This window comes from Xanthomonas sp. AC360 (assembly GCF_979258225.1).
This window is the reverse complement of the sequence record NZ_OZ409846.1, coordinates 1,948,826-1,965,730: the sequence shown is the minus strand read 5'-3', so window position 1 is coordinate 1,965,730 and position 16,905 is coordinate 1,948,826. Positions and strand designations below refer to the sequence as shown.

The following is a 16,905-nucleotide window of genomic DNA, read 5'->3' as shown; positions in this document are numbered from 1 at the left end:
ACATCGAAGATCCGGGCGCGAGCGGAGTACATGTTTGCGGCGGTGAGTCGGCTACCGGATCCTGCCAAAGTGCGTTACTGAGGCCCGGAGAAGAGCGCCAAGCTAGCCTCGTGGCGCTGGGGTTGGCGAACCCATCTACGGCGCGCGGTCGATCGGCGGCATCGAGGCAGCGCTGACTTGAAGTTACAAATTCTCGGTCCGCATTTGCCAGGCCAATCGAGCGATTCCTTTGATTGCAGTTCCGTTGCACAAGGTCATCGCTCGAAAACATTCGCTACCTGCGGCGCCCCCTCAAATTCCTGAGGTTTTCCTTTGTGTCCGCCTCGAAGTTTTCGGCAACTCCCTTCGGGATACTCTGTTTGCCCAGCGGCACTCCGCCTGCATCTTCAAGATTCTGGCGGATATCGCCGTTTTTTCTCTGCTTGTCCAATTGCACCTCTTCATAGTGCAATCCCGCCAACACGGGCATCTTGAGCATCTCTACCGATTTACTTATGCTACTTCCTATTAAATAGCCCTTAACCGCATTAGTGGGATTTTTCCGCTCGGCTGCCCCCTTGCCTCCTCCTTTGGCCGCACCCTCGGTCGAGCCCTTGGTGGTGCCCTCCGTTGCGCCTTTGGTAGCGCCCTTGGCTGCGCTCTCGCTTGCTACCTTGGTTGCGCCCTCGGCGACCCCTTTGGCTGCTCCCTTGGCCGCGAGCCTGGCCGTAGGCCCACCGACAGCGCCCACAACTGCCCCAGCCATGTTGATGCCAGCGAGTTTCCACGCCAATGAAATGTTGCCACCTTGCAGTGCGGTGTCGAGCACCTGCGCTGCCTGCGCCTCGCTCTCCAATGCCAGCGCGGCCGCATCGGCCACCTCGCCGATGATGGGGATGCCGTTCATTGCACTAAATGCCACGGAAAGCCCATCCAGGATCTTGCTGTCCCACTTGAGGAACTCATGCAACCCTTTGCTGAAGGTACCGATATCCTGTTTTTTCCTCTTGATCTCGGGTTGATCGGCCTTGCCCATCAACATGTCCGCGACAGCTTTCTTTTGTTCGGGCGATGTGGCTTCGTGCGTAGGCGATGTCTCCATGGTCTTATTGTCCGCACTTATATGATCGTAGAACTGGTGGAAGTCCTTCTTGCTGATCTTGCCTGAGTCGACGACATGACCGCCGCCAAAAAAGCTGTGGGGCTTCTTGTATCCGGTGATCGTGTTGTTCAACAAGCCGAATAGTAGCGGGTCCTCCGATAGCTGCTTGGCGGCGTCGCGAACTGCGGGGTCGGCTTTATCGTCTTTGATAATCGTATCGAGCTTGTCGCGGGTCACCTCTTTCCCATCGCCAAAGAACGCGTCCTGGTGGCTGTTGATGGTGTCCAGCGTTTTCAGTTCGGGCGCGGTCAGGTGCATCTGCGATGCGGATTTCTGCAGGAAATCCGGTGTGCTCATCGAACCTGAGTCTCCCGCCAAGGCCTTCCATTGGTCGGGGTGATCGCGGAAGTACTGGGCGGCGGCGATAACCTGCGGTGGGGACTTCTTGGTGCTGCTCTCGCCTTCGACCAATTGCTTGAACGCATTCTGGTTCAGATCCTTCGGCAGATAGTCCGAATAGCGATAGAACTCGCGCATCGCATCGCTTTCGGTCATGACCGTCGCCTTGGTCTTATCCGGGCTGTCCGACGCTACATAATTTTGCGTGTAACCCTTGGCCTGCTGTTCGGCATACTGCGCAATCTGCGGATGCTTTTCATGTACCGAAAAGCGAGTGAGATCCTTGTCGGTAAATTTGCCATCGCAACTTCCCTTGCTGCCCTGGGCGCCGATTGCATGGAACAGCGCAGGATCTTGTTGCAGGTCTGCAAACGCTTTCTGCAGATCCGGCGGCGTGGCAGGGTCTTTTGATCTGGCATCGAGATCTTCCCACTTGACCGGGCACTTGTCCTTGTGGCGATTGAGCGTGGTGACGATCTCCAGTTCGTTCTGGGTGAGCGTTCCGCCATCCCACGTGACCGAAGAACCTTCCACCCGCGGCGGCAGGTCTCGGCCCTTCACTTTCTCGGGATTGTAGGTTGCGTTCTTCCCACCCAGGGCGGTGACCTGCGGATGGCGATCGGCAAAATCGTAAAGGTTGGCTGCGATGAGCGTACCGTTACACTTGCCCTGGTCGTCTTTGTGGTGCTTACCGTGTCCCTGCGATGCCAACGCGAAGAACAGGCTAGGGTCCTGCTGCAGGCCTTGCAGCGCTTTCTTCAGGTCCGGCGGGGTGGCCGGGTCGTTGATCTTTTCATCGAGCTTGGCGAACTCGATCGGCGTCATGTCGCGATGCTGGTTGAGCGTGGAGACGATCTCGAGCTGAGACTGGGTGAGCGTGCCGCCGTCCCAGGTCACCGATGAACCTTCTGCGACAGGAGGCGGCGTCGCTCCCTTGATATTTTTGGGATTGAACTCGGCATTCTTCCCGCCCAGATCAGTGACTTGCTGATGGTGGTCTGCAAAATCCCACAAGTCATCGGCCTTGATCTTGCCGCCGCATTTGCCGTCTCCCTGCGAGCCGATGGCGAAGAACAGACGCGGGTCTTTCTGCAAGCCTTGCAGCGCGCTCTTCAGATCGGGAGGCGTGGATGGGTCATTGATCTTGTCGTCAAGTTTTTTGAACTCAATCGGCATCCTGTCCTTGTGCTGATTTAGTGTCGAAACAATCTGAAGTTCCGATGGGGTGAGCATGCCGCCGTCCCAGCTCACCGATGATCCATCCACCGCAAGCGGCAGTTTGGATCCCTTGATGTCCTTGGGATCGAACGGGGTCGGCAGCGTCGGCCAGGACGTGCGTTTCTCGATCGGCTGGCTGGCTTGAATGTCGTCCGCTGAAGGACTGTCGAACCACGGAATGCCGCTGCCTGGCTCACTGATTGGCGTGTTGCCGTAGGTGGCGGCAATCAAGTGGTAAATCTGCTGCAAAAAAAGGTTATCCATCGCCAGCAACAGATCGGAGTCATTCATGGCCGAATCGGATCCGAGCAACCCCGAAGACGACGCGTCATCCGTTTGAGGTAGAAACAGACCGGCGGTGCTCCCGGTCGACAGCGTGTTGAGCGACATGTATGCGGCCTCGCAGTGACAAAGCAGGACAGAGCGGCTGCATCTGAGTACATGCTCATACGGTCACACAGGCATGTCTCATGCGGCGTACACACATGTTGCCACTCCCGCCAACGGATGCATGTACAGATGAACTATTTTGGCGAAAAAAGCGCAGAAATAAGGGCACGAAGGCGATACCCTACCCAACATCAGCTAAGAGCCTGTTCAAAGTCTGCCCGAATTATCCGATCATATGGGGATGAGAGCACGCTATCCCAGTGACATCAGCCGCGAGCAGTTCGAGCAGATCCGCGCTTTGCTTGAAGGTGCGCGCAAGAAGACCGCGCCACGCAAGGTCGATTTATATGAGGTGTTTTGCGCGGTGCTCTATCTGCTCAAGAGTGGTTGCCAGTGGCGGATGTTGCCCGAGACGTTTCCCAAGTGGCGCACGGTGCATGCGTACTTCCAGATCTGGAGCGAAGTGGATGAGCACGGAGTGAGCCTGCTGGAGCGGGCGTTAAAAAAATCAGGTTGGCGCGGCCCGCGAGACACTGGGGCGCAACGCATGCAGCACGTTCTTGATCGTCGACGCGCAGAGCGTGAAGAACACGGACACGGCGAGTCAGAAGGGCTATGACGCAGGCAAGAAAGTTGCGGGAATCAAACGGCATATCGCCGTAGACATGCAAGGCTTGCCGCATGCCATCGCAGTGACGACGGCGGAGGTGACTGATCGCAAGGGTGCGCTGCTGGCACTCGATCGCAACAAATGGAATGTGAAACGCGTAAAAGGCTTGCTCTGCGACGGCGGCTATGTCGGCGTGAAGCGTCCTCGTTAACTCGATCCACTTGGAAGTAGAGTTCCATCCCAAGGAGCTCTGTATGAAGAAGTCGAAGTTCACCGAAGAACAGATGGTTCGGATCCTCAAAGAAGTCGAGGCCGGTGCAAGGGTTGGCGAGACTTGCCGCAAGCACGGGATCAGCGAGCCGACCTATTACGTCTGGAAGTCCAAGTACGCCGGCATGGAGGTGTCGCAGTTGCGGCATCTAAAGGATGTGGAAGCCGAGTTGGCCCGGATGAAGCGCATGTATGCCGAGTTGGCATTGGATCACCACGCGCTCAAGGACGTGCTGTCGCGAAAAGGTTGAGCCAGGCTCGTCGACTTGAATTGAGTCTGGCCATGCAAACTACTCACGGCCTCAGTGCCCGTCGAGCTGATCGGGTGCTGCAGCTGTCCCGATCTGCACGGCATTACCGTCCGCGCCAGCGCGACGATGGCCCGCTCATTGCCGCAATCGAGGCACACTTGAAGGACAACCCCGGCCACGGTTTTGGCCTGCTGATGGATTGGGCATTGCGACCGCAGGGCTGGGGCAAGACCCGCGCCTGGCGGGTCTACACCGCGCTGAAGCTCAACCTTCCACGTCGCGGCAAGCGCCGATTACCTGACCGCATCCGCGCGCCGCTGGAGATCCCGCAAGCGGCAAACCACACTTGGTCGGCGGACTTCATGTCCGATGCCTTGTGGTCTGGACGCCGCTTCCGCACCTTCAACATCAACGATGACTTCAATCGCGAATCGATGAAGATCGAAATCGACACCAGCCTGCCCTCGGCACGGGTCATCCGCGCACTGGACGAATTGGTCGAGCTGCGTGGTGCTCCAAGACGACTGCGCCTGGACAACGGCCCGGAGTTCATCAGCGCTTCGCTCAGGCAGTGGGCACAGCAGCACGGCGTCACCCTGATCCACATCCAGCCCGGCAAACCTACCCAGAACGCCTACATCGAACGCTTCAACCGCACCCTCCGCACCGAAGTGCTGGACCGCTTCGTGTTCACCACGCTCGACGAGGTTCGGCGCATGGCAGAGGACTGGCGTCATCGATACAACCACCAACGGCCACATCGATCACTCGGCGGCTTGCCGCCCATCCGCTTCGCAATGGCACAATCAGCAACCACCTCTACTTCTGAGTGACTCGAAGAATCGAGGACGCTTCAGGCGCCCCATTTGCAAAGGGAGTGCAAGAGGTGGTGGGCAGGAAAGTCAAAGTGCAGATCGCAAAGCGCAGCGAACTGCATACCTTCAAGGTCATGCCAAAGCGCTGGATCGTGGAGCGCAGCTTTGCTTGGTTAGAGAAGAACCGAAGGCTATGGAAAAACTGCGAGCGTCAGCTAAACACAAGTCTGCAGATGATCCACTTGGCATTCCTGGCGTTATTGCTTAGAAGACTTTGAACAGGCTCTAAGGGATGGTCTGATCAACGCTACCCGAGGACGGGAAGTCATCCGCCAGCAAGATCCTCTACCCGTCGATGTCGTTTGAACTTCGAAGATCCAGACTAGGCATCAGAGCCTCACTAGTCGCTCGTCACACAGCACGGCATCGGTCATGCAGCTCCCTCGGGTCTGTGCTGCTCTCTACCCGCGCCCCGGGACTGCTCTACCTGCGGTCGCCTTCTACCACCTTCTACCGGCAGGCAGGTGCCTGCCAAAGCGCGGGAGGTGGCACGGCCTGCAGAACTATACGCTGCGAAGGCGGGCGCCCTGCATGCGAGGCCGCTCGCGGCCGAACTGAAACCGGGGTGTGGGTGCGGTGGTGCACTTGTCCGCATCGCCTGCAAGGGGATCCCAGTGATGTCGCTCGCTGGCTATCGTTGGCATGAGCGACATCGCGGCCTGGGATGGCCGGGCCGAGAACCTAAGCAAATTCGAGTTCGCGGCCCAAATAGCTGTTTGTCGGTGCCAGGCGTTCTTGTACATCCGCCCGGCCCCATTCGTGCGGCTCAATAACCAGGCCGGAATTCCGCAGGGCAAGGAGATGCTGCCGGACGCCTTGATAACGCTGGACGGCGGCAGCGATCTCGGAATCGTTGAGCTTGTCTTTCAGCATCGAACGGATGTCTTCTTCCGTGATTGCAAGGATGGCGCGCTCCATGTCGGTATCTACCACCGGGGGAAGCGCAGTCCCATGAAATGCCATGCGTTGCGGGTCTTTCAGATCCGGCTGGGCACCGTCTGGGGCGGTAAGTTCCGCACCAAAACAGTTGTCGTTGTCGATGCCCATAACCTTGGCTCGACCATCTTGCTTGACGTGAATGAAATAGTTTTTGTCGTGGCGATCAGCTTCGCCGGTCAGATGGTCGAGCAGCTGCAGCTTCATCACTTCGGCGCACACGTTCGCCTGGACCAGGGTGGACGCATCGACCTCTTCGGCTGGTTTTCCTTGGGCGCGTTCCATGATCAGACCCAGAGCTGGCTCAAAGGGATCTTGTCCCAAATTCATCAGCGCCACTCGCGTGTCGGCAACCACGTGGAACCCGAGCCTCCTTGCATAGGCCACGGTTGCGAGATTGCGCATCGCCGTTTGCGGTTCTTCCCTAGAAATGCCCGTCAATCTGGCAACCACACTCCACTTATCCCGACAGGGTGGCTCGTGGATAAGCGGCTTGAAAACCGCGCTCATCGCAGCTCCATCCGCGTTCCGGATCTCGACCTCGTACACCGTGTTGGAGCGGCCTTGTCCTAGCTCCCTCGGCGCCTGCAGCACGTGCGCGTTGGTGAACGCAGGCATGGTGTCTTCCGTCATTTTCAGATTCAGCCGCGTGTACAGGCGATTGATCGACAGGTCGCCCAATACCTCGCCCAGCAATTGCCGATCGCTCGCCAAAATGCCCTGGCCCAGAATTCCCTCTTCCAGGGCTTCGGCCATTTTTTCGACCGCAGCGAATGGATCGATCTGGCCGGTGTGTGCGATCGCTAACAGATCACTGCGCACCAGTGCCTCGAACGACCTCCTTCGCTCCCCTTGCATCGGTTTGGGAGCTCCATTGCGGATCACGCTCCATCGATCGGCCACGCTGATAGGTTGCTTTCTGGCCGCCCGCGCCTTCAGCCGCTTCGTGGTTCGCCCCCCGTTGGGCAAGGCAGCATGCAGTAGTTGCGCCAGCGCGTCGCACCGGGCTTGCTTGCCCAACCTGGCGGCTTCTTCCTGGCTTAGCTCCTCGGCTAACAATGCACCCAGCGTCTGGCGACGAGTCGGCAGCGGCTGATGCACCTCTGCCGAAGGCAGCTGGTTGCTTACGGAAGGATCGAACTGGAGCTCGCCCCGTGACCAATGGGCTGAAGAAAGGCTTTCCACTGCGGAGGCCCCTAGCAGCCGACCTGCCCTAGCAGCTGGCACCAGGGGCACAGGGATACTGACTGGGGAACGCTGCTTAGCTGTGCCGTCAGGCCGCTTTGGCGCACGACCTAGTACTGCCCATTCCCCCGGTACCACTGGCGTAGTGGACGCTGGCGTGGCCGGCGGGCCGCCATGGTCTGTGCTTGCACCATCGGAATGGGCTTTCGGAGCGCTCCAGAACAATTTTCTCAGCACGACGATTCTCTCTGACCAGAACTTTGAACCGCTTAGCATCGGGCACGCTCATTACTGCGAACCTTGCTACGCGGCAGGGAGTAAATACGCCCCACTGAAGCCATGGCACCCGCATAGGTCCTTGATCGCGACACCCGCGTCGGCTTCGCGCAGAAGCCTGATGACCTGTTCTACGAGAAAACGCTTCTTCACGTTAATCTCCTCGGAATAGGAAATCAGGCTCCAAACCAAGGCACCTGTCAAATCCGGGGGATGTCGGGTTCACTTGGGCGGGCGGATGACGGGCTACCCCATCGACCTACCACCTAAATCCGCTGCCACGCCAGGCAGCATCTGCATAACTTTCTTTCTCGATTGTGCAGTACATAATCTTATCGAACGACCTTGAGGATAGTGCTGATGATTGATATCTGGTGCTTGGGTCGCCAGCCGAAACGCGTTCGTTGAAAAATTTGCTTGTATCCACGTAGGCATCAATGTGCCTTAGGAGCGGCCGCCCAATTTCAGGTGCACCTCTCTGCTCAAGAAGATATTTATTGACATTCTCTGTAGATAATGGGCTAACGTTGGTAAGTGCAGCGATCGCTCTGGTATCTGATTGAGCCCGTGGAGGCCGTTGGAACAAGGGAGTAGGCTGCGGATTTAAGCCTTTTGATTGGTCTAACGTCATTACTGCTGGATGCGTCACCCATGCATCCACAACAACAGTATCTTTCTCGCCCCACGTGGGGTCACGAGGATCACCAATCAGCACGTAAGCATGGTCTTCATCTGCGTCACTTACTCGAAGTAGAGGCGCATTGAGTGAGTTGGCCGCCAATAGCGTATAACCCACATTTGCGTGCTCGTTGCAGTTTCCGGCCTGATAAGCTACAGCCCTACCCGCATTCTGAATGGGATCCTGGTTATACTCATTGTCACGCAGCATCGCCCGCCTGGCCCATGACTCTCCTTGGGTGTAAGTGATGTCAGTTTTTTGGTTTCCTGCACCATAAGGTAGCAAGTATTTTACTTTCAGCACTGTCTCTTCAGCAATCTTCAAGTTTTGCATAGTAGAGGCGTTGACTTTCTTATTTTTCGAACTGAACTTAGTCAACCCGAGGAACTCAGGAAATGTATATTCATGAATTTTTACAGTGGGCTCCTGATCGAAGCCTGCCAAGCCATTGGGTGAATTCGGTTCGTATAAGCCATTGGAACGATGGATCTTTGGCATGTCAACGTCCTGGATACTGGACAGCAAGTCTGACCTTCTTGGCACTTTAAGATTTCTCGAAGAGCGAACCTTTCTTTTCATGTGCGAAATATGCGAGTCAATCGACCGTCTTTTTTGATGTCCTCTAGCGCGCGATGGAGCATAAGGGCGGTCTAATCAGCTCCACTCAAGGACAAGAAAAAGTCGGATCCGCCGCTGCATCGCCGATGCATTCTGGGGAGCAGGGCGGAGCTTCGGACCAATAGTCATTCATTCGCATCTTCTTGCGCAGTGCCGGATCGATTCTGACTTACTTGTTGTCCCCGGCGATTTTTTTTAAGAATATGCGCAGATTAACTTACATAAACTAAAAAGAGCGAGCGCACCCATACTCACGAGCAGCTCGACCAGATTCTCCATAGAAATCCTCTTCGAGTTTTTTTTGAGGGGGTGAAAGCACCACCTTTAATCGCGGAATCTGGCAGAAAATCAGGTACTATTCCTAATACTTTGATTCACGAATTGCGCCCACTTGCATTGCAATCCGCAGTATTCAGCAAGCAATTTCAGTTACCTGCAACGTTATTAATAATAGCCAATATTGCGTAGCGAGAATTTAATCAATAACAGTGTGACAAACGCCAGAAGAAAGGAGGAAATAATGCATCGTGTCGAAATGATCAAGCAGCGCTCTACAGAGTTGGAGGTGTCGACGAACCTTGCCATTGTGCCGACAGACTCCGCGACGGCAACAAAGACCACTGGCGGGGGTCCTGCCAAGCAATCGCCGCAACTACACGGACTTGCCGCCAGGCCCCCCAAGCCCGTAAGGCAGGCCGTTGTGGGTTCGTCTGATGTGTTACCGGGGCCATCAAGCCCTGCGTTGTTACCCGCGGCTGCCATGCAGCTTCAGCGCATTGACCCAGGCGAAATGCTGAGAAAAGCGCTTGGCAAGGCCAAGATCTTTAGAGATGTGATCGGCAGTAATGAAGGCACGCAGGGACAACGAGAGGCTGCGCCAAAAGTGGCCCCGGAACAGAAGGTCAAGCTATCGCTGGCTGCCATGAAGTCTGCCCGCGAAGGATTGCAGGCTGTCGCCGATTTGAAGGTGCAGGGGCGGTTGCAGTCTAAAGCCGCAGTGGAGCACGAACATGCATTGTTGACGCTTCTCGGAACGTCCGCTGCAGTCGGTTATGCAGCACGTGACGAACTGCTGGAAGACAAGTGGATGCAGCAATTTGGCCTCATTCAGCCGATTGAGCCGGCGATCGGCGCCATCACTGTGCAGGCGGAGCTACACAACAGTGATGTTGAGCGTCAGCAAACCGAAGAGTGGCAGGGGTATTTGAGCGAAATTAAACAGTACCGGGGAGCAATGGATGAGTTGCTGAGACGCATGAAGGCGCCGGATACACACAAGAAAATACGCGAAAATGTCTCAGCCATGGTGCCGTTGATCAGGACCAATCTGGGTTTTTGTCATGAAACGATGCAGTCAATCCGGAGTCTGCTCGTCGATATCCATCGTCTGCAGCTGGAGCGTCAGGTCGAGGCAAAGGGCATGCCGGAAGTCATGGCTAGATTGCACGAATTGGACGAGGCCAAGAACTACCGCGGCGGTAATGTAGCAGCGGCGTTTTCGACGCTGAGCCAAGTCGTGATCGAATCGATATGTCCCTCGGAAGCCGGCGTTGCATTGACTCCGCAGGTGGTGGCACAACACAAAGACGTTCTTGAGGACTATGCAGAGCACTTTGGGCGCATCGGTCTGAAGCTATGCATGGATGTCGCTGCTCTCATTGAGAATGATTGTGACGATCATATCTGGAGATCGATGCTCGATTTGGCGCAGGCACTGACCGATTATCGACAGTGTGTGCTTGACCTCACCAGTTCCGTTGTCGCCGGAAAGCGCGAGGTCGTCAAGTCGCCATCTACAACGATCGAGCAACTGCCCGTGCCGAGGGCGTCGCCGAGACCGGCCCGCAAGCATCGCAAGCCGGGCAATCGAGCGGCCGAAGAGTCTAGCCTCGTCCCTGCACCTCCTGTCATCTTGAGCGATACACGGACGCTTGCACAAAAACAAGCGGATGCGCTGTTGAAGAGCGTTCCGCTGGAACGATCCATGGTGACCGAACTGGACGCGGACTTCATGCTGATTGCGAAAATGCTGGGAAAGGACACCAGTAGCGTCGACAGTATGATGCATCGTTCCGGGCAAGATGCGGCGATTGCTTTCACGTTCGTACGCGCGTCGGTCCGGGACTGGTTCGCAAGGGATCGGTTGCTGCAGACAAAGGCGAAACTGCCGCCAGAAGACGATCGGATTGCCCAACTCACCGAGCGGTTGCAGCTGGTGGACATGATCGAGCAGCGTGTGCAGATCCGCGAAGCAGATGCGCTGAAGAGCGACCCGCAGCCCCGTTCGCCGCATCTTTCGCGCTTGCTGAAGATGAGCGAGGTTGCCCGCGTAACTTCACCAATTCGATTACCCTCCGACCACGACAATGGAGATCGCGGCACGCTGTTTGAGATACGTATCGACCACGCACCGTTGTCCAACGGCAAGCGCCCTGCGCCATGGTTCGTACACCTGCATACTGCCGAGCCGGTGACGGCGGACGCGTTGCCTACCCTAGGCTACAAGGCTTTTAACGCCGTCCATCTGAAAACGGCAAGAGAGAAAAATCTAGGGAAGCGCTGGGAGATGCTCATGCGAGCGCTCGGTCATGCCGATGCGAAGGTGCACCGCTCCACGATCGATTCGGCGCTGCTCGCCTCGTTGTTGCACATGCGAAGTGGTAGCGAAGCCACATTCGGATAGTTCTCAAACCAGTAGTGGCGACTGCTGTCAGCGCCATGCTTCGTTCAAGATGACAGGGCTCCGGGGAGCGCCTGTCACACGGCTATGCGTGCCGGCAGAGTGTCAGTTGTTATCGCGGTTTGTTCGCACAGAACTTGGTAGATCAGAGTGCGGTTAAATGCCATTTAAAGATGGAGAAGGCGGCAACGCGACCTGGCACCTTGTGTCTCAGAGCCAGCGCAATGGCGGACAATAGGCACATGACGGCTCGGCGTATGCACAGCGCAAGCAGCAGCTTCTCGCCCCAACATGTGTGCTTGGCGTGTGGCGTTCAATCGTTGTTGATACGCCTCAGCGCCTCAATTCCTTCGCGCAAGTGCTCCACCGTACTTGACGAGACCTCGTCAAATGTCTGACTTCTCGTGCCATCTGTATACACAGTGGCTGGATTGGTACTCAACCGAGAGTCCCACATTGAATCTTTGTCGACTCTGAACGCATGCACTGCCAATTCGTCCCCAAGAGACAATGCCGGCTGTTTATGCATCGCCTTGCTTTGGCTCAGTCGCTCTTCAACCCTCTCCGAAGTCATCGGCTTAATCACTGTCGCGTTGTCGGCCATCGCATGCCACTCGGAACTACCGGGCGCAAACGTATTAACAATCATGCCGTCATTGGGCCGGAACGGAGTCCAGGTGTCTGTCCTGGCGTCGTGTAGCTTTGCTTCGGACAGCGTCATTGCAGAGGGAACGACAGGCCAAGGATCAACCACAACAGTGTTCTTGTCTCCCCACTTACTGTCTCGTGGGTCGCCGATCATAGTATACGTGTGGTCTAACTCCTGAGCCTCCCAAACACGCACGACTGGTGCATTGATCTCGGTCTCGGGCTCGCCGCCCATACGAAGCAATATGGCAGCCGCCAAGGATGCATGCACTGGGCAGTTGCCACCTTGCGAATACTTCACCCTCTGCAACTGAGCTTGCATGTTGCCACGGGGGGCGAGTTCGTCGCCGAGCCTGTGCCGAGCCCAGCTTTCGCCACCACTTGCTGCGACGTCCACAACTTGGTTACCAGCCCCGGTGTCCAAAACATCCTTGACAACCCGATTCGCCATTTGCCCAACTTGCAGGTGAGCCATGGTCTGCGAGTTAACCTTGACAGACTTGCGCCGGAGGCCTGCCAGGACACCTAGTTCGGGGCTCGATAATTCTTCGTGGGCCCGCACCGACGGTCCATACTGGACACCCGATGCCAATGGGTCTATTCCTTCACCGAGGCGCGACGAAGTCGAATAACCGACGCCGCCATCAGACTTTATACAATTTCCCATAATTTTTCCTTTTCGCTATAAATTCGTTCTCAGCAGGCTGCTGAAATAACGTTTTCAAAGGCGACTTGCGAAAAAAAGCATACCGCTCATAACCGTATACAAGCAATTTTTGAGATTCGGGCACCTCGGACACGTATCAAAAATCGCCTCTCAGTCTATGTGAGCGTTTATCGAAAGAGGTTGGGTGGACGCGAATCCATAAGACTAAAAACGAAAAAGATCCGGTGCGCGACAAAAAAGATCCGCAATGTGGAATATCGGGTCATCGCGATGCCGAGTAGAGACGGGCAGGGCTAGCCATTGCTCTTTCTATATCTACATCTTCGAGATGTTTGAGCACATCTAGCCCGAACTTTATTTCACTTAGCATGCGCAAGCTGGCGCTCGATGACATCGGGACGAAAGCCCATTTCGTTCAAGAGCGTGGATGCAGTTGCGCGGCAGCCATGCGCAGAGAAGCAGATGCTGTCCTTTCCATTGAATCCCATACGCTCAAGCGTGCGATTCAACATGGTGGCCGTCATGGACTCTTGTGGCCTCTTATAGTTGGGCAACAGGAAGCCGCGTCCAACTGTAGACGTCTGCGATTCCTTCAGCAATTCGAGGTCCAGCCTGAACAGCGGAACGATGTGCTGTTCACGCGTCCCGGTGGGCAGGTGCTCGGCCTGGCGACTAATGAGCTCAATGAAGGGGCTGCTTTAACGGCGCGCGCGCCTTGTCATGCTCGGCTCGTGCAGAGGGCAGCAATATCTCCGGATACTTGCCCATGACATAGACACCTTTCTTGCTGACGATGCGGATTGCGGGACTCACTGCGCAATCAGTAAGACTGCATAGATGTTTTCAGTGTAGGTGCCGGCAATTTGCTTCATCGGGTTCTTCCTTGATAAGAGACGTGGTTAGGAATGCGAGACGGAGTGGCTGAGCGCTGCAACGTCCGCGCACAGCCGCTCGACCGACGCTGCCGTGGTCGCCCACGAGGTCACGAAGCGGATCACGTGTCTGCCATCGGCGCGGACTTCCCAGCGCTCGAAATCGTAGCGTTGCGCCAGCTGCGCGGCCTGCTGCGCGCTGACGGCGATGAACTGCTGATTGGTCGGCGAGTCGCTGGTGAACTGCGCGCCAGCGGCCAGCAATCCGGCGCGCAAACGCTGCGCCATCGCATTGGCATGCGCAGCCAGCTCGAAGAACAAGCCATCTTCGAACAAGGTGGCGAACTGCGCGCCGAGCACCATGCCCTTGGCCAGCAATGCGCCGCGTTGCTTGATCAGATAGCGCAGATCGGCCTGCAAGGCAGGGTTGATCACGACCAAGGCTTCGCCGAGCAGCGCACCGTTCTTGGTGCCACCGATATAGAACGCATCGGTGAGCGCGGCAATCGTCGGCAGATCCAGATCGTTGCCGTTGGCGGTGAGCGCCGCACCTAGCCGCGCGCCGTCGAGATACAGCAACAGATCGTGTGCGCGACAAAAGCGCGACAGTGCATCGAGTTCGGCGCGCGTATAGATAGTGCCGCTTTCGGTGCTATTGGAAATGTAGACCAGCCGCGGCTGCACCATGTGCTCGTTGCTGTGCACCTCCAGCACTGGCGCGATCAATGCCGGTGTCAGCTTGTCGTGCAGCGCCGGCACCGTGAGCACCTTGTGCCCGGTCGCTTCGATGGCGCCGGTTTCGTGCGTGGCGATATGCCCCGCTTCGACCGCAATCACTGCCTGATGCGGGCGCAAGAACGCACTGATCGCAATCAGGTTGGTCTGCGTGCCGCCCACCAGCAACTGCACGGCAGCCTGCGGTTGCGCGATGGCGTTGCGAATCAATGCCGCAGCACGTTCGCTATGCCGATCGGTGCCATAGCCGCCGTTCTGCTCGGCACTGGCTTGCACCAACGACTGCAAGACGCGTGGATGCGCACCTTCGCTGTAATCGTTGCGGAAGCTGATGCGCACGGCGCTGCCCTGCCCGTCCATCACAGCCCCTTTGCGGCCTGGGCGACGGCGCGAAACAGCGCGCGTCCCTTGTTCATCGTCTCCTGCCATTCCAGGTCGGGGTCGGAGTCGTAGACCACGCCGCCGCCGGCCTGCACATACAAATAGCCGTCCTGGATGACCGCGGTGCGGATGGCGATGGCGGTGTCGGCATCGCCGTGCCAGCCGATGTAGCCGACTGCACCGGAGTAGACGTTGCGCTTGACCGGCTCCAGCTCGCGAATGATTTCCAGCGCACGAATTTTCGGCGCGCCGCTGACGGTACCGGCGGGGAACGTGGCGCGCAGCACGTCGCTGTAATTGAGGCCGGCCTTGAGCGTGCCGGTGACCTCGCTGACGATATGCATGACGTGGCTATAGCGTTCGATGACGAACTGCTCACCCACCTTGACCGTGCCCGGTTCGGCAACGCGGCCGACATCGTTGCGGCCCAGGTCGATCAGCATCACGTGCTCGGCGCGCTCTTTCGGGTCGGCCAGCAATTCTTCTTCCAGCGCCTTGTCCAGCTCCGGCGTTGCGCCACGCGGGCGGGTGCCGGCGATCGGGCGCACGGTGACCACGCCATCGCGTAGCCGCGCCAGGATTTCTGGCGACGAGCCGACGACTTGGGTGCCGCCGACATCCAGAAAATACATGTACGGCGAGGGATTGAGCGCACGCAGCGCGCGATACACATCCACCGGGCGCGCACGGAACGGCACACGCAAGCGCTGCGATGGCACCACCTGGAAGATATCGCCGGCGCGCACGTATTCCTGCGCCTTGCGCACCACTGCGTGGTACTCCTCGCGGGTGAACGAGGAATGGAAATCCGATTCGTCGATGGCATCGGAGATCTGCGCCTGCGAATACCCGGCGCCGCCCTGACGCAGGCGGTGCGCCAGCTCGTCCAGTCGGCGGTTTGCGCGCACATACGCCTGCGGCTGACGCGGGTCGGCATGCACGATCAGATACAGCCGGCCCTTGAGATTGTCGAACACCGCCAGCTCTTCGGAGAGCATCAGCAGGATGTCGGGCGTGCCCAGTTCGTCGGGCTTGTCGCCGCTGCCCAGACGCGGCTCGATGTACTGGATGCATTCGAAGCCGAACCAACCCACCAGCCCGCCGGTGAAGCCGGGCAAGCCATCGAGTTGCGGCACCGAATGCTCGGCACGTAGCGCGTCGACTTCGGCCAACGGGTCGGCGACATCGCGGGTGTCGATGACTTCGCCGTGTTCGCTGACTTCCAGCGTGTGGCCGCGGAAGCTGTACACGCGCCGCGCCGGCAGGCCGATGATGGAATAGCGACCGAAGCGCTCACCGCCTTCGACCGATTCGAACAGATAGGTGTAAGCGCCGTCGGCGAGCTTCAGATAGACCGAGAGCGGCGTGTCCAGGTCGGACAGCACTTCGCGGACAACGGGGATACGGGTGTGACCTTCAGCGGCTTGGCGCTGGAACTGATCTGCAGTGATCAAGACGACTTTCCTTCCGGGACTCTGTGGCGGGGCGGACGACGGCAACGGGCCACCATCGCCACCAGCGGCGAGCGGAAGAGAAGGAGCGTGGGGTCGTCAGGCGGGACACATGGCTACTGTAGCGCAAGTGCCGCTTCAGGGCAGCAGGTGCGCGGGCGGATGCGGTGCGAATTGCGAAGGCGCTTTGGGTTGGTTTGGGTGTTGTCGGGCAGAGTCTGTCAACTCGGACTGGTATCTCCTCCGGGCAACGCGAGCCTGTCGTTGCGCGCCTGTTGCGCTGTTGGCAGCCACTGCCCTGGGCCGTCGCTGGGCGAGGTGCCTCTGGTGTCGGCAGGGGTGTTGGCGCAGGGACCCTCACCCCAACCCCTCTCCCGGGGGAGAGGGGCTTTGAGCGGTGCGCACTGCAGGTCGTTGCGCGCCTGTTGCACTGTTGGCAGCCACTACCCTGAGCCGTCGCAGGGCGAGGTATCTCTGGTGTCGGCATCGGTGTCGGCGCAGGGACCCTTACCCCAACCCCTCTCCCGGGGGAGAGGGGCTCTGAGCGGTGCGCACTGCAGGTCGTTGTGCGCCTGTTGCGCTGTTGGCAGCCATTGCCCTGGGCCGTCGCAGGGCGAGGTACCTCTGGTGTCGGCATCGGTGTTGGCGCAGGGACCCTCACCCCAACCCCTCTCCCGGGGGAG

Annotated in this window: 9 protein-coding genes and 3 pseudogenes; 4 read left to right on the top strand and 8 right to left on the bottom strand. The window is 57.9% G+C overall.

Translation table 11 applies throughout. The features are described 5' to 3' along the window. Positions 1-274: 274 nt before the first annotated feature. On the bottom strand, positions 275-3,088 hold the full coding sequence (locus tag ACZZ0O_RS08385) for an HrpF/NolX family T3SS translocon protein (RefSeq protein WP_463590516.1): 2,814 nt from the start codon (positions 3,086-3,088) through the stop codon (positions 275-277). 241 nt (positions 3,089-3,329) lie between these two features. Between ACZZ0O_RS08385 and ACZZ0O_RS08380 the strand changes: the two are divergent. From ACZZ0O_RS08380 to ACZZ0O_RS08370, 3 genes and pseudogenes are all read left to right on the top strand, one after another. Beyond that, positions 3,330-3,891 (top strand): annotated as a pseudogene (locus ACZZ0O_RS08380) (IS5 family transposase); the annotation flags it as partial. 61 nt (positions 3,892-3,952) lie between these two features. Further along, positions 3,953-5,052 (top strand): IS3 family transposase gene (locus ACZZ0O_RS08375; protein WP_463590515.1). Its coding sequence is split into 2 segments (ribosomal slippage): positions 3,953-4,214 and positions 4,214-5,052, totalling 1,101 coding nucleotides; the frame shifts between segments, so codons are not numbered across the junction. Positions 5,053-5,075: 23 nt separating this feature from the next. Further along, positions 5,076-5,312: pseudogene (locus tag ACZZ0O_RS08370) on the top strand (transposase); the annotation flags it as partial. 463 nt (positions 5,313-5,775) lie between these two features. Here ACZZ0O_RS08370 and ACZZ0O_RS08365 read toward each other — a convergent pair. The 3 genes and pseudogenes from ACZZ0O_RS08365 to ACZZ0O_RS08355 form a co-directional block, all read right to left on the bottom strand. Next, positions 5,776-7,215 carry a hypothetical protein gene (locus tag ACZZ0O_RS08365; RefSeq protein ID WP_463590514.1) on the bottom strand — a complete coding sequence of 480 codons (1,440 nt, stop codon included), beginning with the start codon at positions 7,213-7,215 and terminating at the stop codon, positions 5,776-5,778. Between the two features lie 211 nt (positions 7,216-7,426). Further along, positions 7,427-7,644, bottom strand: a pseudogene (locus ACZZ0O_RS08360) (transposase); the annotation flags it as partial. A gap of 106 nt (positions 7,645-7,750) precedes the next feature. Next, positions 7,751-8,668: a type III effector gene (locus ACZZ0O_RS08355; protein WP_463590513.1), complete on the bottom strand. Its 918-nt coding sequence runs from the start codon at positions 8,666-8,668 to the stop codon at positions 7,751-7,753. Positions 8,669-9,308: 640 nt separating this feature from the next. Between ACZZ0O_RS08355 and xopP the strand changes: the two genes are divergently transcribed. Beyond that, entirely contained in the window at positions 9,309-11,471 is a 2,163-nt protein-coding gene (gene xopP, locus ACZZ0O_RS08350; RefSeq protein WP_463590512.1) for a type III secretion system effector XopP, read from the top strand. A 310-nt stretch (positions 11,472-11,781) separates the two neighbouring features. Here xopP and ACZZ0O_RS08345 read toward each other — a convergent pair whose 3' ends face one another. The 4 genes from ACZZ0O_RS08345 to trpE all read right to left on the bottom strand — a co-directional run bounded on the left by ACZZ0O_RS08345 (position 11,782) and on the right by trpE (position 16,225). After that, positions 11,782-12,591, bottom strand: coding sequence for a hypothetical protein (locus tag ACZZ0O_RS08345; RefSeq protein ID WP_463590511.1), 810 nt, complete (start codon positions 12,589-12,591; stop codon positions 11,782-11,784). Positions 12,592-13,142: 551 nt separating this feature from the next. After that, the gene (locus ACZZ0O_RS08340; protein WP_463592417.1) at positions 13,143-13,439 is read right to left on the bottom strand and encodes a tyrosine-type recombinase/integrase; all 297 of its coding nucleotides are present in this window, start codon (positions 13,437-13,439) and stop codon (positions 13,143-13,145) included. Between the two features lie 243 nt (positions 13,440-13,682). After that, the gene (locus ACZZ0O_RS08335) at positions 13,683-14,750 is read right to left on the bottom strand and encodes a threonine aldolase family protein (RefSeq protein WP_463590510.1); all 1,068 of its coding nucleotides are present in this window, start codon (positions 14,748-14,750) and stop codon (positions 13,683-13,685) included. Next, positions 14,750-16,225: an anthranilate synthase component I gene (gene trpE, locus ACZZ0O_RS08330; RefSeq protein WP_463590509.1), complete on the bottom strand. Its 1,476-nt coding sequence runs from the start codon at positions 16,223-16,225 to the stop codon at positions 14,750-14,752. Before trpE ends, ACZZ0O_RS08335 begins: the two co-directional genes overlap by 1 nt. Positions 16,226-16,905: the final 680 nt, after the last annotated feature.

Excerpts from the sequence above, each read along its gene's own strand:
- ACZZ0O_RS08385 (WP_463590516.1), bottom strand. The coding sequence starts at position 3,088 with ATGTCGCTCAACACGCTGTCGACCGGGAGCACCGCCGGTCTGTTTCTA.
- ACZZ0O_RS08355 (WP_463590513.1), bottom strand. The coding sequence starts at position 8,668 with ATGCCAAAGATCCATCGTTCCAATGGCTTATACGAACCGAATTCACCC.
- xopP (WP_463590512.1), top strand. The coding sequence starts at position 9,309 with ATGCATCGTGTCGAAATGATCAAGCAGCGCTCTACAGAGTTGGAGGTG.
- ACZZ0O_RS08345 (WP_463590511.1), bottom strand. The coding sequence starts at position 12,591 with ATGGCTCACCTGCAAGTTGGGCAAATGGCGAATCGGGTTGTCAAGGAT.
- ACZZ0O_RS08335 (WP_463590510.1), bottom strand. The coding sequence starts at position 14,750 with ATGGACGGGCAGGGCAGCGCCGTGCGCATCAGCTTCCGCAACGATTAC.